The 20,280-nt window shown below is 34.4% G+C and carries 20 protein-coding genes; 6 read left to right on the forward strand and 14 right to left on the reverse strand.

The window, feature by feature from the left end; translation table 11 throughout:
* Positions 1-267 precede the first annotated feature (267 nt).
* From OM075_RS21875 to OM075_RS21930, 12 genes are all read right to left on the reverse strand, one after another.
* Positions 268-978 (reverse strand): SDR family oxidoreductase, encoded by a 711-nt coding sequence (locus OM075_RS21875; RefSeq protein ID WP_301192689.1) that lies wholly within the window; start codon positions 976-978, stop codon positions 268-270.
* A 167-nt stretch (positions 979-1,145) separates the two neighbouring features.
* The gene (locus OM075_RS21880; RefSeq protein WP_301192690.1) at positions 1,146-1,928 is read right to left on the reverse strand and encodes a glucose 1-dehydrogenase; all 783 of its coding nucleotides are present in this window, start codon (positions 1,926-1,928) and stop codon (positions 1,146-1,148) included.
* A gap of 580 nt (positions 1,929-2,508) precedes the next feature.
* The gene (locus tag OM075_RS21885) at positions 2,509-3,351 is read right to left on the reverse strand and encodes an SDR family oxidoreductase (RefSeq protein WP_301192691.1); all 843 of its coding nucleotides are present in this window, start codon (positions 3,349-3,351) and stop codon (positions 2,509-2,511) included.
* Positions 3,352-3,796: 445 nt separating this feature from the next.
* Positions 3,797-4,198 carry a DoxX family protein gene (locus OM075_RS21890; protein ID WP_301192692.1) on the reverse strand — a complete coding sequence of 134 codons (402 nt, stop codon included), beginning with the start codon at positions 4,196-4,198 and terminating at the stop codon, positions 3,797-3,799.
* 188 nt (positions 4,199-4,386) lie between these two features.
* A complete protein-coding gene (locus tag OM075_RS21895) occupies positions 4,387-4,977 on the reverse strand; it encodes an ester cyclase (RefSeq protein WP_301192693.1) in 591 nt (196 codons plus the stop codon).
* 60 nt (positions 4,978-5,037) lie between these two features.
* Positions 5,038-5,601 carry a YceI family protein gene (locus tag OM075_RS21900; RefSeq protein WP_301192694.1) on the reverse strand — a complete coding sequence of 188 codons (564 nt, stop codon included), beginning with the start codon at positions 5,599-5,601 and terminating at the stop codon, positions 5,038-5,040.
* Between the two features lie 13 nt (positions 5,602-5,614).
* The gene (locus OM075_RS21905; RefSeq protein WP_301192695.1) at positions 5,615-5,992 is read right to left on the reverse strand and encodes a nuclear transport factor 2-like protein; all 378 of its coding nucleotides are present in this window, start codon (positions 5,990-5,992) and stop codon (positions 5,615-5,617) included.
* Positions 5,993-6,711: 719 nt separating this feature from the next.
* Positions 6,712-7,263 (reverse strand): hypothetical protein, encoded by a 552-nt coding sequence (locus tag OM075_RS21910; protein ID WP_301192696.1) that lies wholly within the window; start codon positions 7,261-7,263, stop codon positions 6,712-6,714.
* Positions 7,253-7,744: an RNA polymerase sigma factor gene (locus OM075_RS21915; protein WP_301192697.1), complete on the reverse strand. Its 492-nt coding sequence runs from the start codon at positions 7,742-7,744 to the stop codon at positions 7,253-7,255. The genes OM075_RS21910 and OM075_RS21915 overlap by 11 nt, the downstream gene beginning before the upstream one ends.
* 3 nt (positions 7,745-7,747) lie before the next feature.
* Positions 7,748-8,590, reverse strand: a complete 843-nt coding sequence (locus tag OM075_RS21920) for an alpha/beta fold hydrolase (RefSeq protein ID WP_301192698.1) — start codon at positions 8,588-8,590, stop codon at positions 7,748-7,750.
* A gap of 296 nt (positions 8,591-8,886) precedes the next feature.
* The gene (locus tag OM075_RS21925; RefSeq protein WP_301192699.1) at positions 8,887-9,582 is read right to left on the reverse strand and encodes an RluA family pseudouridine synthase; all 696 of its coding nucleotides are present in this window, start codon (positions 9,580-9,582) and stop codon (positions 8,887-8,889) included.
* Positions 9,583-9,667: 85 nt separating this feature from the next.
* Positions 9,668-10,261 carry a YkgJ family cysteine cluster protein gene (locus OM075_RS21930; protein WP_301192700.1) on the reverse strand — a complete coding sequence of 198 codons (594 nt, stop codon included), beginning with the start codon at positions 10,259-10,261 and terminating at the stop codon, positions 9,668-9,670.
* Positions 10,262-10,419: 158 nt separating this feature from the next.
* Between OM075_RS21930 and OM075_RS21935 the strand changes: the two genes are divergently transcribed.
* The 4 genes from OM075_RS21935 to OM075_RS21950 all read left to right on the forward strand — a co-directional run bounded on the left by OM075_RS21935 (position 10,420) and on the right by OM075_RS21950 (position 16,161).
* On the forward strand, positions 10,420-11,976 hold the full coding sequence (locus OM075_RS21935; protein ID WP_301192701.1) for an SDR family NAD(P)-dependent oxidoreductase: 1,557 nt from the start codon (positions 10,420-10,422) through the stop codon (positions 11,974-11,976).
* Positions 11,977-12,207: 231 nt separating this feature from the next.
* Positions 12,208-13,488 (forward strand): sensor histidine kinase, encoded by a 1,281-nt coding sequence (locus OM075_RS21940; protein WP_301192702.1) that lies wholly within the window; start codon positions 12,208-12,210, stop codon positions 13,486-13,488.
* A 35-nt stretch (positions 13,489-13,523) separates the two neighbouring features.
* Positions 13,524-14,150 carry a response regulator transcription factor gene (locus tag OM075_RS21945; RefSeq protein ID WP_301192703.1) on the forward strand — a complete coding sequence of 209 codons (627 nt, stop codon included), beginning with the start codon at positions 13,524-13,526 and terminating at the stop codon, positions 14,148-14,150.
* Positions 14,151-14,322: 172 nt separating this feature from the next.
* Positions 14,323-16,161 carry a T9SS type A sorting domain-containing protein gene (locus OM075_RS21950; RefSeq protein WP_301192704.1) on the forward strand — a complete coding sequence of 613 codons (1,839 nt, stop codon included), beginning with the start codon at positions 14,323-14,325 and terminating at the stop codon, positions 16,159-16,161.
* Positions 16,162-16,232: 71 nt separating this feature from the next.
* Here OM075_RS21950 and gshAB read toward each other — a convergent pair whose 3' ends face one another.
* On the reverse strand, positions 16,233-18,527 hold the full coding sequence (gene gshAB, locus OM075_RS21955; protein WP_301192705.1) for a bifunctional glutamate--cysteine ligase GshA/glutathione synthetase GshB: 2,295 nt from the start codon (positions 18,525-18,527) through the stop codon (positions 16,233-16,235).
* A gap of 201 nt (positions 18,528-18,728) precedes the next feature.
* Between gshAB and sigZ the strand changes: the two genes are divergently transcribed.
* Complete coding sequence (sigZ, locus tag OM075_RS21960; protein ID WP_301192706.1) at positions 18,729-19,346, forward strand: RNA polymerase sigma factor SigZ; 618 nt, start codon at positions 18,729-18,731, stop codon at positions 19,344-19,346.
* A gap of 2 nt (positions 19,347-19,348) precedes the next feature.
* Here sigZ and OM075_RS21965 read toward each other — a convergent pair whose 3' ends face one another.
* Positions 19,349-19,711: a hypothetical protein gene (locus tag OM075_RS21965; protein WP_301192707.1), complete on the reverse strand. Its 363-nt coding sequence runs from the start codon at positions 19,709-19,711 to the stop codon at positions 19,349-19,351.
* Positions 19,712-20,038: 327 nt separating this feature from the next.
* On the opposite strand from OM075_RS21965, the gene OM075_RS21970 reads away from it, so the two are divergent.
* Positions 20,039-20,245 (forward strand): hypothetical protein, encoded by a 207-nt coding sequence (locus tag OM075_RS21970; RefSeq protein WP_301192708.1) that lies wholly within the window; start codon positions 20,039-20,041, stop codon positions 20,243-20,245.
* Positions 20,246-20,280 lie beyond the last annotated feature (35 nt).

A 20,280-nucleotide genomic window follows, 5' to 3' on the forward strand; every position in this document is an offset into this window, starting at 1 on the left:
TAGTTGTTTGACCCAACTAAGATAGTAAAAATATTTCAGATAGCAAACTCATAGTATTGTATTTCAATACCTTACACACTAACTTAATGACATTGCCCTCGTTCCTCGGGTACTCCTCCTTGGCTGGAGGAGAGTTGATTTGCAGGATGCTTAAATTTTGTCTGAAAACAAAAAGACTATTTCTAACTTTAGCATTTATTTTTCCCTTCTACCTATGCTCTCCGCTCTATGCACTAAGCTTTTAACTTTTCTCCTTGTTCCCTTGTTTTAAAAATTGGGATTATAGCGCCAACCCTGATCATCGTGATAAATCATTTGTTTGCTCATGCCACCATCTACTGTAATATCTTGTCCGGTGATAAAGCCACTTTTGGGATCACATAAAAACATCACAGTGTTCACAATATCGGCTGGATTGCCAACGCGTTTTACCGGATGTTGAGCAGCGTCAGAGCCTTCAAGATTAGAATCAGTAGTATCTATCCATCCCGGTGAAATAGAATTTACTCTGGCAATACCCGAAAGACTCACCGCCATGGCATGGGTAAGTGCACTAATACCTCCTTTAGCTGCCGAATAACTTTCTGTATCTGCCTGACTCATCAAACTTCGGGTAGAAGAAATATTAACAATGCTAGCCTGTGTGTTGAAATGATCTTTAAACAACTTAGTTAATAAAAACGGTGCAGAAACTCCAACCCGTAACACATAGTTAAAATCATCGTACGAACAGGAATTGATTCCTCCTTTGCTAATGCAGGCATTGTTAATCAGATAATCAATCTTACCATATTCAGCAATAACCTTGTTGGCAAATTGTATCAGTGTTTTTTCTTCAGCGATATCACCCACAAAATAATCATTATGCTGTATGTCAATAGTGCAAACCTTAACTCCCAGCTCCTTAAATGCATTGCATATGGCCTTGCCAATTCCCTGAGCTCCACCTGTAACTACGGCAATTTTTGTTTTATCCATAATCGTTAATTCTACCTAAAAAATACTGCGACTAATATACTAACGATTGTGTTTTGTAGTATCGAATAATTGATGATGATTTATTGATTTTCCATGAATTATATCATAAAAAAAGCTGCCTCAATTGAAGCAGCTTATGAAATTATATGAAATTGATTAGTTGTTGCTTATGCGTTTCCGTATAAACGGGATTCACCACCATCAATAGCAATGGTTTGTCCGCTGATATAACCGTTTTCCTCACTGATTAAAAATGCAACCGCCTTGGCCACATCAACTGGTTTTCCTAACGCTCTGGTTGGATTACGGGATGCATATTCGTGTTCTGCAGCTTTTGGATCATCAGGATTTACCTCCTTAAACGCTGTTTCTACCATAGGTGTTAATATAGCACCCGGGGCAATGGCGTTGGTTAAAATACCATCTTTTCCATATTCAATTGCTGCATTTTTGGTCATACCTGTAACGGCGTGTTTACTGGCTACATATGCTGTTTGATTGATTACTCCTCTGATACCACCTACAGAAGATACATTTACGATTCTACCATAGCCTTGTTTTTGCATAATTGGAATTACATAACGCATACCATAATATACTCCTAAAATGTTAATATCAATTACTTTTTTAAATACATCAACATCGTAGTCAACCATTGGAGCCTGCTTACCTTCAATACCAGCGTTGTTATACAGCCCGTCAATTCTACCAAATGTTTTTATGGTTTCATCTACGTAGTTTTTAACCTGTTGCTGGTCTGAAACGTCTGCAACAACTGTAAGTAGTTTAACTCCCGGATATTTTTGTTCTAACTGTTTTTTTGAAGCGTCTAAGGCTTCTTTATTATAATCAACTAGAGTAATGTTAGCTTCTCTACTTGCCAATTCTTCTGCTGTAGCATATCCTAAACCACTGGCTCCCCCTGTAATTATTATAACTCTGTTTTTCATGTGTTTATTTTTTCTTTTAATTGCCACATGGAACTCGCCGAAAAAAATCATTCTTCTGTCTGAGAAAAATTTCTCATGGCTCGTTTCATCTGTTTATATTTTTTTAATGTCAGATGAAACTCTCAAATAAATTTGATCATTATCTAATGTGTAAATTTGCAGTATCAAATTTACATGGGCGTTTCATTTTATTTATTCTTAATTTCGATGTAGACAGTCCAAATATGTTTGATTACTTTTTGTTAGTAAGTTTTAAATAATCAAAACCAGATGTGAGATTCCTTTGTATCGAAATTTTATATTGATAGTGTAATTACGTATTCTTTATATCGAATATTCGATCTGTATTATAAAAACGTTCACTAGTAAAACCTATCAGAAGGTAAAATGTTTAGCAGATTAACGTTTTTTAATTTATGAAAATTAATATCTTAATTGCAGAGTATAATTGGAGGTAGTGGATTTTTTATCAGGAGGAAGAGTAATGAGGTTATTAAACAAAAAAACATAGAACAATCATTGAATAATGATCATTCTATGTACATAACCAATATATTTTAACTACTAAAATCTATTAGAATTATAAAGCCGCTTTAACTACTTCAGCAAGTGGAGTTGTAGGACGACCAATTAACTCAGACAAAGTTTTTCTTTCATCATACAAGTCATTTTTTGAAGCTCCGGTATCCCAACTTGCAATAGCATCCGCAAATGCATCAGGTAAACCTAAGCTTTTTAATATTCCGGCATATTCACCTTCTGGTAAGTTATTGTAAGGAATATCTTTTCCTGATTGCTTAGTGATTTCAGCTGCTAAATCTGTTAATGTGTATGCTTCATCACCTGACAATTCGTAAACTTTACCTTTATGTCCTTCGCTAGATAAAACAACTGCTGCAGCTTCTGCATAATCAGCACGTGGAGCAGATGAAATTTTACCTTCACCGGCACTTCCAATAAATGCACCAGCGCCAAGAGCTCCTTCAATAGAAGCGGTATAGTTTTCAGTGTACCATCCATTACGTAAAATGGTATAGTCAATTCCTGATTCCTTCAATAATTTTTCTGTAGCAAGGTGTTCTCCGGCTAGGTTCAACGAAGATTCGTCGGCACGTAATAAACTGGTATATACAATCCAGTTAACACCTGCTTTTTTTGCAGCCTCAATTACATTGGCATGCTGAGTTGCACGTTTGCCTAGTTCATTACCAGAAATTAATAATAATGAATCAATACCTTTCAAAGCATCTGCTAAACCTTCTGGTTTTTCGTAATCAAAAGCTCTTGCTTCCACACCTAATGCTTCAGCTTTTTCTGGAGTACGTACTAATGCTACAATATTTTCTGCTGCTACTTTTTGTTTTAATGATTCAACAACAAGGTTTCCTAATTGACCTGTTGCTCCTGTTACTGCTATTTTCATTTTTTTAAAATTTTGTTATTTATTGAAGTGAAATAATCCAACACAACATGCTCATTATGGAGCAATGTATAAAGCGATTTATTTCACCATATAATTGTAATTTATATAAGTCTTAATCAATCATTATTGAAGTATGATATTAGTATATCAACTACTTTGTTATTAAAATACTGATCTTGTAGTATTTTAATTTAGTGTAAGTTGTATCTGATTATTCTATTTGTTAGTGATACAACATTAAATCATTTAAAATATTTCTGTCAACAAAATCAATTTGTTTTAATATTGAATTGTGTTGTAGATTGCAGAAGTATTACCATTTATCACAAATAGTAATCTTGGTTCAGTTTCTTATCACTTTTAATATTAGTTCTGTTGGCTAAGTAAACATCTGATGATAAAGAATTGTTCAATCAAAAACATGATTTTAATAAACAAATATTACTTAATCCCATTTTGATTTTTGAGAAAGGGCATATTTGCCTGCACCTGTAAATACTAATGCCACAGCACCTAAAAGGTATAATCCTAACAATTCAACTCCCCACCCTCCGTGCTCATTCAGAGATAAAAGATCTTTACTATGAACCATTAATATGGCTACAAAACAATTAAAGGCATAAATGGCTGATGCAATACGAGTTTTAAATCCAATTAATATTGCAAGAGGAGCAATCACTTCACCAACAATAACTCCATAGGCTACGAATCCTGGCATTCCCATTCCTTCAAGCATTCCTTCAATAAAGCCTATTCCGTGAATAAGTTTTGAGATACCATGAAGTAACATTAATAAACCTATTGAAATTCTTAATACAAGTAATCCTAAATCAATATTCTTTTTCATGTGTCTAATATTTGTTTCATTTGGTCACATGGAACTCACCAATTTAGTCATCCTCGTGTGTGAGAACTCCTTCTTATGGGTCGTTTCATATGTCTAAATTTGTTTTCAATAACTGTTAGTTGTAGTGTTGGTTTTATTAAACCTGGCTATCGTTAAATAGCCAGATTTAATAAGTTATTATGAAAAGATTAAAGCAGTCCTAATTGACTCATAAATGTCTGGTTGTCCCAGAAAAGGTATTCTTCATACATGATTCCATCTTCGTTCCATAAACCAATTGTTACCATGTTAATTTTAAAAGCATTACCGGTTGGTTCAATAAACTGTCCGTTGCCCAGAGGCATTGGCTCAGTAAAGGTACCTTCCATAACTCCCATTACTGCTGTAATATTTCCTGACCCTATTGCAATAGGGTGTTCTTTAATTCTGGTATCCGGAGCGTAAACAAACATGGCCTCAAGGTCAGCAATATGTGCATCAAGACCAACAGTTTCTCTTCCATCAGGCCAGTGAACAATAATATCGTCAGTGTGACTTTCGTGGAAACGTGTCCATTCCTGGTTGGTGAAAATCTCATAATCCAATTCATCAAAAGTCTCTAAATATTGAGCTACAGTTTCGTTGGCTAAAGCAAATTTTGCCAGCTCAGCTTTTAGCTCTTCAATCTCAGTTTGATATTCCTGTTCTTTTTTATCACTTAAATCGTCTTCACAGCTTACAAATACCATAGCAGCCATTAATACAATCGTCATTTTAGATAAAATCCATTTTGTTTTCATAATCATTTGTTTTGTGTGTTATTTATTAATCGTTTTGTGTGTTTTCGATTTGTGTTTTAATTATAGTTGTAGTTTGATGTCAAGTGTAAAAATGTCGTCAATTACTTTATCCCCAAGATTATCAAAGAACGAGTCAGAACCATATCTTACATCAAACTTTGAACGGTCAACATCAACCTTTGCTATATAAGCGCTACCATTTTTAACCACATCAAACGAGATGTTTTCTGTTTTTCCTTTGATAGAGAGCTTACCCGAAACTGTTGCTTTTCCATTGCTAAATTTTGTAGCGCTTGTTACTTCAAAAGAAGAGTAAGGAAATTTGTCCACGCCAAAAAAGTCATCTGATTTAAGGTGCCCTACTAATTTTTGGTTGTAGCCTTCATCCTCAAGATCCTCATTGGATAGTGAGTTCATGTCAATGATTACTTTTCCCCCTGTAATCTGATCGTTATTAAACTCTAAATACCCACTTTTTAAATTAATAGCACCATGATGTGAGCCTCCGATTTTTTTGCCGGTCCATTTTACCGATGAGGCTGCTCTGTTAACTTCTACTTTTTGAGCTAAGCTTGTTAAACTGCTTGCTAATAATACAAATATTGCTAATCCTAAAGTTTTCATAATATTTAATTTTTTAATTGTTCTTGTGTATAATTTCTGTTGTTATCTCACCATCGCAATTCCATATTTGCATTGCGGTTTGTGTGTATTTTTGTTCTCCCAAGTCGCGGTGTATGTAGTTAAACTCCCATTTTATTACCGAAACATTTTTATCTGTAATCAGATTTAATACTTTACTACTTTTAAAATCTGTAATACAAGTCACTAATTTTTCTTCCTGTATTCTGCAGGCATCTTTTCCTTTTATTGGAAGATGATCGGTTTCTTGTCGAACTATATCTTCAGCATAAAATTTTTCAAATGCTTCCAACCATCTTCCTTCAGTAATCATATCGGTTAACTTTTCGATACGCTCTGTAAGTGATAATTTTTGTGGATCTATTTTTAGCATCGTTTTTTGCTTTTTTGTTACATGACAAAGATATGGGACAGGCATGCCTCACGTCCTTGACCTATGTTAAGAAATACAATTGATCTGGATCAAGAAAGGAAGAAAGGAGCAGGGAAGAACGGAACAAGGAGAAAGGAAAAAGGTAACAAGGATAAGGGTTAAAGGAGCCTAGTGCTAAGGGCAAAGAGCTTAGAAAAATACTATAGAGGAGAATGCTTTTTGTTAATAGATAATATTTAAGCAAGCTGCAAATCAACTCTCCTCCTTGCTAAGGAGGAGTACCCGAGGAACGAGGGGGAGGTGGTTATGTTGGTATTAATATTACAGTATGCAAAGCTGTAAACAAGTTTCAGACCTTCATCCTAAGTTGTGCTGTTTGCATAGATTCAAGGGGCGTTGCCAGCTTGTTTTGATGTTATAGGCCTTCAGCCTAATTATTTTTCATGAGGTGTTATAATCCGCTGTAAAAAAGCAATGTACGTAAGCTAAATCTAACAACTAAGCAATAATCGCTCAATCTCGAATGGTTTTCACGGCATAAGCTGGTGAGCGGAAAAAGGACCAGGGTAGCAAAAAATATGGAGAAAGGAAACAAGAAGAAAGGATAAACAGTAGAGTGTATAGAACAAAGAGAGATGAAATTAATGTATGTATTAAAGTAATACTGCTACGATATAAATCCCGTACCAGTATTACCTTAAAGAACTCATGATTAAATGTTATTTCCCATTTAATTGAGTCAGGAAATGATGTTCTTTTAATATGCTTTTAATAATGATCACTGCAATTACAATAAATGAAACAATACCTGATATGATGATGTAAGTATAAAAACCATTAGAAAACATCTGTTTAAAATAAGGTAAGAGCAGTGTAAATCCGATAATATAAATGGCAAAACAGATTGGCGTGATGATATAGTTTACTTTCAATCTTATTTTATAATATTTCTTCAGGTATTTTCTATAAGACCTGTTGTCTAAGGAAATAAGCTGACTTTCTTTTCGGTAAAGTGAAATAAACTCCAGTATGATACGAAAAGCAAGACTGGATATCATTAAGATCATTCCAAGTGTAAAACTATTCCAGTTGTTGCCAATGAAATAACCAGCATAGATCAGTAATATTATTACAGTCACTGACATTACTGCTATGGATATAAATTGACTATTACGTTGTTTTTTCGCCTTCTTAATAATTTGGTCCGGACCTTCTATATTTGAATTATATTGTTGACTATTCCATATTTGGGATAATTGATCATTTTTCATTGGTAATACATTTTAAAAGTGATTGTCTGATTCTGCTTAATCGTGTTCTTAAAGTACCGTGAGCTACTCCAATTGTTTCGGCAATAGTAGCCTGAGGAGTTTCTTCTAATTCTAATAAAATGATGGTTTTATTATCTGGTGTGAGTTGATCGATGCAGTGGTACATTTTTTCAATGGGTACTTCCTTATTTTCGTTCTCCTCATTATTTAAATCGGTTTCTAATATGTTTTCGTTTATCGCAGTATGCCTGGATGATTTTCTTAAATCACCCAAACAGATATTCACTGCTATTCTATATATCCAGGTACTTACCGATGATTTGGCCCGGAAAGATTTTCTATGTTTCCATACCTTAATAAAAGTTTCTTGCTGCCACTCTTTGGCCAATTCCTCGTTTCCGGATGCATACCCCAGGCACAACCTGAAAACTTTTGGGGCATGCATATTATATATTTGATCGAAATCAGTTTCTATATTCATTTATTATAAAGCTAAAATTTGTTGAATTTGCACCATGAACCATGCAGGTTGGTCGAACATAACGAAATGTGCAGAATTATCGGCAATTCTCAAATCATATTTTTCCAAATTCGCATATTGGTTTTTATATGTTTGGGTTATCATTTCTTTTCCCAAAGGTTTATCAGCTGCAATTATGGTAACAGGAACCGAAATATTTTTTAAGTTTTCTCTTACATCCAGTTTAAGATAATCAGTGTAGCCATACACATAGGTTTTCCTGTCAGACATAATAATCCAGTCCTTTATTTTTCTCTGAGCTTCCTTATTCAAACTCATTCCCTGAGACATACTTGTTGCCATCTGGTCAAAATCAGCTTCACTCATTGCCAATTGTTGATTACTATAAGGGTTGTCGTATACTAAATCATCAGGATTGAAATTTGGCATCATCAGAGCTCCGGCTGCAGGTAAAGCGTCTACTAAAATAATTTGTTTTATACTGTTGTTTTCTCTGCTGGCAAGCCATGTAGCTATGGTGCCTCCTAAGCTATGTCCAATTATAGTTAAGTCTTTCAGATCATTTTTTATAATGTAATTTTCAAGTGCCTCATTTACCTTAGGAAGCCATGGAAAAGCAATAGGTTCTTCTCCACCAAATCCTGCAAGAGTTACAATATGACACTCGCACTTATTCTCTAATTGCTTCACTACATCGTCCCAGCTTTCACCCGGTACCGTAAAACCTGGTATAAGCAATACCGGTTTTCCTTTACCGGAAACGGTTACATGAATTGGTTGATTTTCTGTTTGAGCTTGAAGTGTCAACGAAAAAAAGACTGCTAAAAATAGAATAATGTTTTTCATAATTTTTGAATTTAATTTTCGCTTTAGATGCAGATATCAGAAAATGTTACATCCATATTTCAAATTTTTTTCATTTTTTTTGAATCTCGTTAAATGATAGTGAGTTGGGAAGGGGCAAGGAGCCTAGAGCATAGAGCAAAGTGCCTAGAAAAAAACTATAGAGGGATATAGCTTTTTGTAAACAGATGGTAATTAGGCAAGCTGCAAATCAATTCTCCTCCATGCTATGGAGGAGTACCCGAGGAACGAGGGGAAGGTGGTTTGATGCAGCAGTTAGTAAAGACGATAAAAATAACTTATGATGTTTTCCCCGAAATATCCTTAAATATTAAATTAAAACACTGAGGAATTGGTGATTGAAAAACCATTTCTTTCTTTGAGTGTGGATGAATTAACATCAATTCAAATGAATGTAAAGCCAGGCGTTTAAAATCTTTTCCATTATTTCCATATACTCTGTCGCCAAGTATGGGGTACCCAAAGTCAGAAAGATGAACACGTATTTGATTTTTCCTTCCTGTATAAAGTTGAATTTCTAATAAGCTGTATTTTGAAACTTCTTTTAGAACAGTGTAGCCGGTTTTTGCGTACTTACCCTTTAAATTATTTTGTGTTGTATATACCTTACATGCACTGTTTTCTAAAAGGTAGGATTCAATAATTCCTGTTTTCTCAGGTAATCTTCCATTAACTATGGTAACGTATTTCTTATTAAAATCAGCCCAGTTTCTTTGCAGATAAAGCTTCGACTTTTCACTTTTGGCAAACACAAGCAATCCGGAAGTATCCTTATCAAGACGATGTACAATGTAAACCCGCTCTTTGGATCTGGGATTTCCTTTTTTTACATATTCATTTAAAATAAAATGAGCCGTATTGAATTTTTCTTTAGGGGTTGCAATTGTTAAAAGTCCACTTTCTTTATTGATGACAATTATTTCGCGATCCTCGTATATTATTTCAAGACCTTTAAGCTGATGTTTTTTCGCCATGGATGTTATTCATAAAGGGCTCAAATGAACGTAAAATAATGATATATTACTAGTGGAATAATTCTAAATAATAGACGATTTTATGTTACATCACTTTTTTTCCTTTATAATGAAAATAGATGACTACCATATCAATGGCAATTCTGATTGCCTTACCAATTGGATATAAATGATGAGCTTCATTATAACTGATAAACCTTAGCTTTGAATAATAATCACTCGCCTTAGGACAGATTACTTTGGTTAACAGCAAATAATTTGCTTTTTCTATTTGATCTGGTTGATTTAACTGAATTTTTTTGCAAGCATTTATTTTTCTTACGCCATGTTTGTTGGTTAAATAGTTATATGAGAATAATCTGCATATAAGCCCCCTGTGTATGTAGTGGTTGCAACCAATAGTTTTACCATCAAAGGATAATAAATTCAACAACGGACAAGTATATTCGTTATTTACTTGCTCCATCTTGTTCAGAACCTCATTAATTTGTCCCGTTTTATACAGGTGATATGCCAGAGGAAGAAACTCAACAGAAGTAGCTTCAATTCTTGGAGTGGTGCAGCAATGAATACAATTTTCAATACAGTGAATGCCTGTATGTAATTGCAATCTTCTGATATCTTTATCGAGCGATTCAAAAAGCTTTTCGACAGCTCGAACAGTATGTACTATGTTCATTGAGGTTGATTGTAGTTATGCAAATTTATATGAAAGTAAGATTACTTGTTGCTCCGGAATGATAATATTTTTTAACTCCTAACAAGCTAATATAATTGTCGCTACCATATACAACGCATATCGAAATTAGATATATTTGCGCACTAAATTTTCAAAAAGTGGAATCGGAAGTTTCTGAGAAGAAAGATCTTATTGCAGTAGGCAAGAAAGATGTTGAGAAGTGTTTAGATATACTTCAATCGTTGGTGAAAGATAGCAGTCCTTTGGTATTGTTAAATGAAGAACAACGTGCAGATTTATTTAAAGCTGCAGGTTTGCTGGCCCGACCAACTAAAGAGGAGCGTTTAAAACGCCGTAAAGACCTTAAAAAGGCAAGAAAGGCCGCACTGAGGGAGATTGATCGCGAAGCACGTTCAACAACCGGAATTCGTTATGCCCGTACAACTGATGTGTTTGTGGCTCCTGAGCAGCTTTCGCTCGCTGAAACAGCAACAAAGGAAGAAAAAGAATTACTGTCGCCTCGCAATTGTTATGTTTGTAAAGCTGAGTTTACCAAGCTTCACCATTTTTACGATTGTATGTGTCAGAGTTGTGGTGATTTGAATTATCAGAAAAGATTTCAGACAACAGACTTAACTGGTCAGGTGGCTTTAATTACCGGATCGAGATTAAAGATTGGTTATCACGCCACCCTTATGATGCTTAGATCAGGGGCTACAGTAATTGCAACCACACGTTTCCCTGCAGACTCAGCTATACGTTTTGCCAAGGAACCTGATTATGCTATGTGGGCAGATCGTTTGCATATTCATGGACTGGATTTGCGCCATACGCCAAGTGTAGAATTATTCTGTACCTATATTGAGAAAACCTATAGCAGACTTGATATTCTGATTAATAATGCAGCTCAGACAGTGCGTCGTCCTCCGGGATTTTATTCGCATATGATGGAAAAAGAACTTCTTCCGTTTCATGAACATGAACCGGAAGTACAGAAGCTTTTAACCAGTCATCATAACTGTTTAAATATAATTACCCAAGGAAGTTCAAGTGCAAAAGATACATCCAGTCTGGCAGTTACCTGGAAAGAAGAAGGTCCGGGATTAGGATTACGTGCTTCGGCACAGCTTTCGCAGATACCGTACAGCTACGATGGTGCGTTACAAAATGAGGAAGTATTTCCTACAGGTAAACTTGATGCGGACTTGCAGCAGGTGGATTTGAGAACAACCAATTCGTGGAGGTTACGTTTGGGAGAAGTTCCAACACCAGAGTTGCTTGAAGTACAATTGGTAAATGCCATAGCTCCTTTTGTTCTTTGTAACAGACTTTCATCTATGATGAAACGCGACTATACAGGCAAAAAGCATATTGTGAATGTAACAGCTATGGAAGGTAAGTTTTACCGATTTACAAAAGCTGATCGTCACCCGCATACCAATATGGCAAAGGCAGCATTAAACATGCTTACACACACTTCTGCCAGTGATTTGGCCAAATATGGTATTTATATGAATGCAGTAGATACTGGTTGGGTAACCGATGAGGATCCGGCTCAAATATCAGCTCACAAAGAAGAAGTGCATGATTTTCAGCCACCATTGGATATTGTGGATGGCGCTGCACGTATTTGTGATCCGTTTATTGATGGTATCAATCGAGGAGAACATTGGTGTGGAAAATTCCTGAAGGATTATTTCCCTATTGACTGGTAGTAGTTTTCAATATTAGATTAACATGAATATCTGAAGTGGATTCTCTATCCATTTCGTTAAAATAATTAGAACAAGCCATAATGGTTTCAATTGTTGTTGAAAGCATTATGGCTTTTTTGTTATAGAATATTCCATCTTATTAAAACAATATTATTATAACTGCTGAAGATAGGATGAACAAAACAACCTTTTTTTTATTATTGGATAGCGCTATAATTTATATACAATCATATGGTTACAATTCCGCGATCAATCAATGGTATTAATAGATGGTTTATAAACAATAATATACTAACCAAAGATATTCCTACTTATAAAAAATCTATAATAGCTACATATTCAACGCTAATTATTTATCTGCTTTTTATCGTTTATGCAGTTTATTTTTATATTGAAAATCCATGGTCTGATGTAAAAAATATCAACAATGGTGTTGCCCTCGTAATTTTCAATATCTACTTTGCTTTAATGCGTTTTTCAAAAAACGTGAATATACCTTTAGCCTTTATTAACCTGACTATATTACCAGTATTATACAAAAGTATTATAGAGAGTGGAGGATATTATTCATCAGATTTAGGTTGGATATTGTTTACTATCATTACAAGCAATGTTTTTGTAACTCGTTGGTTTGGCTTACTGGTCACCTTTATTTCGTGTATGTTTTTAAGCTGGTTGTATTTCTTTTCTGACTTAGATTTATCTCAACCTTTTACTCAAAACCAGTACTTTTCGTGGTTGTTCTTAACCATCCTGACTGAATCTGTAATATCTGCCTTTACTCATTTTTTAGATAAGGCAAATCACCGGATTTTGAGATTGTCAGAAGAAAGGATTGAGGAACTGGATCGCGAAGTAAAAAAGATTACGCAACGTTATAGTGCTTTACGAACAGAATTAGGTCGTGATTTTCATGATGAAATGGGGAATAAACTGGCAACTATTAAACTGATGTCCGAAAGTTTATATCGACGATTGGGCGATAAAGTGGATCAGGATATCAATCATGATTTAACGGAGATTATGAATAACTCTCAGAATTTGCTTGATGGAACACGCGACTTCTTATGGTCCATTGATTGGAATAACAATACCCTGAATGAGCTTTATTACTATATATGTGATTTCTCAGAGAATATTCTTTTTAAGGGAAATATTCAATTTATACCGAAATTCAATATTAATGAAGCGGAAGCTTCACATATTTATTCACCTAACTTTTTAAGACAGATACTTTTTTTATGTAAAGAAGTGGTTACAAATTCATATAAGCACTCGAATGCTTCAGAATTTCATTTTGAAATGGAATTGAAATCTTCTGACTTAATTCTTAAGCTTTCAGATAATGGTTCAGGATTTAACCTAAAGGAAAAAACAAATTCTCATGGATTAAAAAACATTGCTCATAGGGTTTCGAAGTTAGGTGGGGAAATGCAAACGCAAACACATAATGCTTGTGAATATCAATTTAAAATACCAGTGAGTTCAAATGTGTTTACCTATTTTGGGTAGTAATTTATCCTTAGAGAACTTATAATTTTATCGCGATGCTAAAACGAATTATTATAATAGAAGATAACGAAAGCTTAAGAAAAGGATATGAGTTTTTAATTAACTCAGGTAATTACTCTTACAAAGTTATAGAAACCTATGAGAGTGCTGAAGACTTTTTTAAGGAGGAGCTATGGCGTAATTGCGATATAGTATTGATGGATATTGACTTGCCCGGAGAAAATGGAATTGAATCAACACGTAAACTAAAAAAACTTAACCATAAGGTTGAAGTACTCATGTTAACGGTTTGGCAGGAACCTGGGATGGTGTTTAGTGCCCTTGAAAATGGAGCTTCTGGTTATATATTAAAAGGTGCTTCAAGTGTTGAAATTATGAATGCTATTGAAGAACTATGCCAGGGTGGAGCCCCCATGAGTCCTGCCATTGCACGATTAATACTTCAAAAGTTTCATAAAAACCTTAGTTCTCCTTTTAGTGATATAGAAACAGAAATAGTAAAGAAACTGGCTGAGGGAAAAGGTTATAAATCCATTGCAAACGACCTTGATATGACTTCTATAAACAATGTAAAATACTATATCAAAAAAATTTACGAAATACTTCAGGTACATAACAGAGAAGAAGCAGTTAGAATTGCTAAGGATAATAAGTGGATATAATTCTTACCCTTTTTGTGTAAAAATCGAACGTACATAGCGCTATATTTTTGTTGGAGGAAAATCATTTATAAACAAAGAGTCGGCAGGTAATATGATCAAGCAGACTATTTGTTGAAAGGAGATTTTAAATGGTGATTTCCGAATAATTATTATTAACAAAAATATTGAGGATATGAGAAAACTCTTTACACAAGCTTTGTTTGTAGTCGCTTTTTTTACTTCAAACCTGGTAAATGCACAAGTTACCAATGGTTTGGTTGGTCAGTTCAAGTTTGATGGAAGAACTGATTTAATTAACACTATTAATCCATCTTATTCTTTTGATGCTAATGGGACATTACTGGATGAAGTAGATCGTTTTGGTGTAAATGGTGGTGCTATTAATCTACCTGTAAATTCATGGTTAAATATAGCTAATGCTCCATTTTTACCTACTGGTGATGCAGATAGATCTGTTTCAGTTTGGATCAAACCTGTTGATAATTATGCAATAACTTATTGGGCTTATGGTGCCGATGGTTTTCCTGGCTGGAATAATAATTTCTTTGGTTTTGTAAATACCACTTCATTAATGGCCTATGCTTATGGAAATGATTATTTAACAGGAGTTATACCAAGTGCAAATAATTGGCAGCATTATGTGGTCACTTATGGAAACAGCACAGTAAAAATTTATATAGATGGTGTTGAAGTGCTAAGTCGACAAAATAACAATCCATTTAACACTCTAAACGAGGATTTTAGAATAGGAACAGGACATACAGCTGTTTCGAGTGCTATAGGAAATTTTAAAATTGATGATTTACTTATTTACAACAGGGAATTATCTGCTCAGGAAGTATCTGATTTGTATAACGAAGAGCGCCCGGTTTCAAATTATAATTCATTTTATTCACTTGAAGGTAATACAACTCAGGATGCTATCCCATCATTAGGTTATGATCAAAATAGTTACACCATTGAGGCTGATATTTATCTTACTCACGCTGATACTTACGGGGCAATATTAATGTGTCGTGATGGAAGTAACGCAGTAGGTATAATTGCAAACAATATTGCATCGAATGGAGATATTCGTCTTTCTTATAATTGGGGTACTATTGGTTGGAACTGGGCAGGCGGACCTTACATACATCTTGAAACACATTATCATGTAGCAATGGTTATAGAACCTACTAAAATTACAATGTACCTCGATGGAGTACCATATGTACATAGTAATATAACAACAGCTGGCACACAACCACAATTAAATACGCTTTCATATACTTTAGGAAGAGATACTTATCTGCCAGCTTCGCGAAGAGTTTATGGGTATATTGATGAACTGAAGTTTTGGAAAAGAAGTTTAACTGTAAATGAAATAGGTCAAAATCTGAATTGCTTTGCAGATGTTACTGATCCTGATTTATTAGCATACTATAATTTTGAAACAGTTATAGGCGAAGAGAATACAATTGTTGATTTAACCGGTCAGCATGATATTGTAAAATCAGGGAATAATGTACTTTTTTTAAAAGATAAAAGAGTGGATCTGGATAATTCAATTGCTTATGATGCAATAAACAATGAATTATCAACTATTGATGTGAATCCTAACAATACATACAACTGGCATTATGTTGATCCTGAAGGAACGCCATTAGTAGCGAATACTCAATCTTATGAGCCTTCTATTACAGGAGAATACTATGTTATAATAAGTAGGGATGGCTGTACAAAAACATCAGAGCTTTTAAATGTAAGTTCAATTACAACAGATGTAACTTCAGAAAAGGTGGATGAAATTAATATTTATCCAAATCCGGCTCAAAGATTCCTTTATATTCAATCAACAAGTAACATCAAGTCAGTTACCATTTATGATATAACCGGGAATGTGGTTTTGGTATCAAAAAATACGGATACTTTAGATTTGCAAAACATACCTAATGGAACATATATTTTACATATCAATGTAAACGATGAGGATTATGTTGTTCGTAAAATCATTGTGAGTAAAAACAATTAATGAGTAATAATCTGAAATAAAAAAAAGCATCAAGGAGTTCCTTGGTGCTTTTATATTTTAAATTCCCTAATTTAAAATCCCAGAGCATCTAAAACTTTTGTCTGGGCCATTCTGTTTTTTCCAGCGTACGGATAACAATGTATATGAATGGCAGGATTATAATTCAATTCAATGATACTGTAATTGCACTCTGTAGCTTGCAAAGTGTAATCCTTAATAATCATATCCAATCCGGTGATTTTTGTACCAATACTTTGGGCGGCTTTTAGTGCAATCTGTTTGTATGAGTCATGAATTTTATCTGTATAGTCAAAGCTGTCACCTCCGGTACTGATATTTGAATTATATCTTAAGTAAACAGTTTCATTGAGCTCTGGTATATATTCTAAGGATCTGCCTTGATTCTTTAGTATATGAATAGTTTCATCATCTGTTTTTATTTTCTCAAGTGGTGATCTGTATCCAGTGCCACGCAGAGGATTTTGATTCTTTAGCTCTATCAGTTTATCCGTGGAGTGCTTTCCATCTCCAATGACATGAGCCGGTTTTCTGAATAAAATACCTGTTATATCATCGTTAATGATCAGAAAACGAAACTCCTTTCCTGAAATATACTCCTCGATAATAATTGAAGCATCATAAGAAAAGGCGTTTTGAATGGCAACTTGAAACTCCAGCTCAGAATATTCGTCTTTGAGAATAGTTATGCCTTTCCCGAAATTGGTTTGCTTGGGTTTAATGACAACAGGTTTTTTGTTGAATGAATAATATGAAACATATGCTTCTTGTTCTGAATCATAACTATAACCGAAAGGAACTGAGATATTGTTTTCATTTAGTAACTGCTTTGTAACCAGTTTATTTTCCATAGATAGTATGGTTGCATAATTGTCGAGCGATGTTTTTGTTGCTTGTTGTATGTTGTGAATGATATTTCCTTTCTGGAGTCTGATAAAGTTTTCTGATCGGTCAAGTATATTGAACGAAATACCACGTTTAATGGATTCTGATAATATGAGCTGGGTTGATAGTTCCATATCTTCAAATCCTTTTAAACAAAAGGAATTTAATTGTTGGATTCTTGAATACTCTTTTGCCTTACGCATATGAAATTCAGTCATTCCTTCATCTTTAATTGAAGAAAGTAAGGCGTGTACATCTCTAGTGTAAGGATTGACAAGTTGTTTTTTTATTGAGCTGAGACTTTCTAAATATTCTGGAGCGATAACTTGTAGCTTTTTCAACAAGTTTTCAATTGTATCTAATTGTTGCATTGCTGATTGCCATGCATTCATTTTAGTATTCTGAGCAGTAAGAATCTTAATATCTGGATTAAGTCCGTTTAGCGCTACTGTATTATGGTTTCTATCTGCAATTTCTTGCCAGTTATGTTTACTACTTTCTGTTTCTTCATGAACGATGAGGCCAGCTAAAATTATTAGATGTAATAAATGTAGCTGCTCTTTGGATACGCCTGTACTTACCAGGGGATTGATGTCAAGGAACCGAATTTCTATATGACTGATTCTTGTTCCGTTTTCATCAAACTTAATTCTTACAGGAGCATATAATTCCTTTTGCGAGGCCAACCTTCCGTTTTTGATCAGGGTTTCTAAGCTTAAGCAGTAGGACATCAATGAGGTGTAGTCCGGGAATATTTCTTCATGATTTTTATAACCGTAACAGCTGTTCCTGATGGACAAACGATTATTGAACGTGTCAACCGAACTGCTATTTGGCTCACAATGGAACTGTTGATCAGAAACAGATATTGGACTGAATCCATAGAGTAGAACATATATCCAGCGATTTCGAAGCAGTTGTCGCACTGTTTTCAGATAAACTGCATTTCTGAATTCTTCTAAGGAAAGCTCTGACTTTTGAGCATTGTATAACTCACCAATTAAGCGTTCATTGAATGAGAAGTTAAAATGTAAGCCTGAGATCATCTGCTTTGTTTTACCGTATTTTATAGCAAGTAATTCTCTGTAATCATTTTGTGCTGCATCATTTGCAAATTCGGCTATGGGAATTTGATTTTCTTCTGGTAATTCGGGAGGTAAACTCTGAGGCCATAAGTATTCATCCTTCAATTCGTTTAATACAACATGCTGAATGGCGTCAAGATGTTGTAATGCAGAATGAATACTATTGCAGGGCGGAGTAATCATTTCTATTTGACTCTCTGAAAAATCAGTTGTAATATATGGATGTGTGCTTCTATCTTCAAAGGCAATAGGATGTTTAGTAAGCGCTAACCTACCATTTTCGTTTACACGTACATTTTCTTTTTCCAAACCGAACTGACCCGAAAGCCAGATTTCACCTTTAATATCTTTGGAGTTTATTTTAAGCGGTTCCAACATTTGCTATTCTTTAATTTTATAAGCAGAGTTATATCTTGGATTTCTGTTTATTTTAAAGACGCAAGAATAGAAAAAGGACGCATAGATTGAACTAAAATTTATTTTGCATCTTTTTCTTAAAAGTCCGTCTATAGGAATAAAATCCTATACAAGGATTTTACTGATATAAAAAGACAATGTAAAAGTTGATAAATGATTATCATGAAAGACGTGACTAAAACAATTTGGGAAGAGTTTGGAATTTATATCCGCAATTTTATTGTTTCAAAAGTTGGAAATAAGTCTGATGTTGAGGATATATTCCAGGATGTATTTTTGAAAATACATAGCAATATCAATACACTAAAGGATGAAAATAAAATGCAAAGCTGGATCTTTCAAATTACCAGAAATTGCATCACAGATTATTACAGAAGTGGCAAAAGTGATTACATAGAGGCAGGTGAAGGCTTCAGTGAACATGAAGAGACAGATCTTGAATATGAAACGAAACTAGAAAATGTTACAAGCGGTCTGGAAAGTATTATTGATAGTTTACCCGAAAAGTATGCTAAAGCATTAAAGCGGGTTGAGATTGACGGAATTGCACAAACAGATTTGGCGCAGGAACTTGACATATCCGTTTCAGGAGCTAAGTTAAGAGTGCAGAGGGGGAGGAAATTAGTAAAAGATGTTCTTTTGGATTGTTGTAAATTTCAGTTCGACAAGTATGGAACTTTTATAGATTACGAAAAGAAAATAGCTTTTATTGCCTTTAAAAAAACAAGGTTTACTGAAATCACAGTAAACCTTATACAATATTTTAAATCTTACGGCTGAGCTTATTGATTTGATTTTGAATAAAGAATTACCGGTTTTGATAACAAGAGCACAAATAAAAGTAATAGGGTAGTTGCTAATACCATGTAGGACATAAGAAACTGGCTTCCTGCAGAAAATCCAAAGATTAGCACAATACCCATTAAAAATCCTGAAATAACAGCACTAATTTGTCTGAAATATTTCCATTTCAACAATAAACCAATCGCTAGTATTAAACCTAATCCGCCTAGTATTTTGAAGTTTCCGGTTTCAGTTACAAAATATTCTTTTGCATAGTTATTTACTTCAGTAATAAGTACTAATAAGATAGAAGCTAATAGTGTAAGTAGAAATCCTTTTTGTTGAATGAATTTTGTCTTCATAGTAGTTTAATCGTTAAGCTTGTTTTTTGTGTAGGTATATTATTCTCGTTCAAATATAATCATTGATGATCAAAATTCCAGATGAATTTGAAAATTATGAGCACAGGGAACAGTGAGAAAGGATAAAGGTGACAAGGATAAAAGTGCATAGAGCGTGGAGCCTAGAGCAATGAGTTTAGAAAGATACTATCGATGGAAAAAGTTTTTTATTATTAGCTAGTAATTAAGCAAGCTGCAAATCAACTCTCATCCTTGCCAAGGAGGAGTACCTTCGCTAGTGCGCGTTTTCATCGCGTTCTGTAAAATACTTATAATTAAAGTCACACGATGAAATCGTGCGACAGCAAAGTGATGTTTACAGGAACCAGAAGTGCATTAATTAGAAATCGGTTTCCTATGAAATATGTACTAGTGCGGTGGCCGGTTCAATTGGCCCGGGCCGGAGTTGGGGGACGTAGGCGAATGTGGGTGATATTGGATTGTGCGAAGGGAAGAATTCGACAAGGATGTGGGATGAAGGATGAATTGAACTAGCCTTTTTGGTTCTTTTGGGGCAATGCCAAAAGAAT

The organism is Plebeiibacterium sediminum (genome assembly GCF_026013605.1).
Classification (GTDB): Bacteria; Bacteroidota; Bacteroidia; order Bacteroidales; family Marinilabiliaceae; genus Saccharicrinis; species Saccharicrinis sediminus.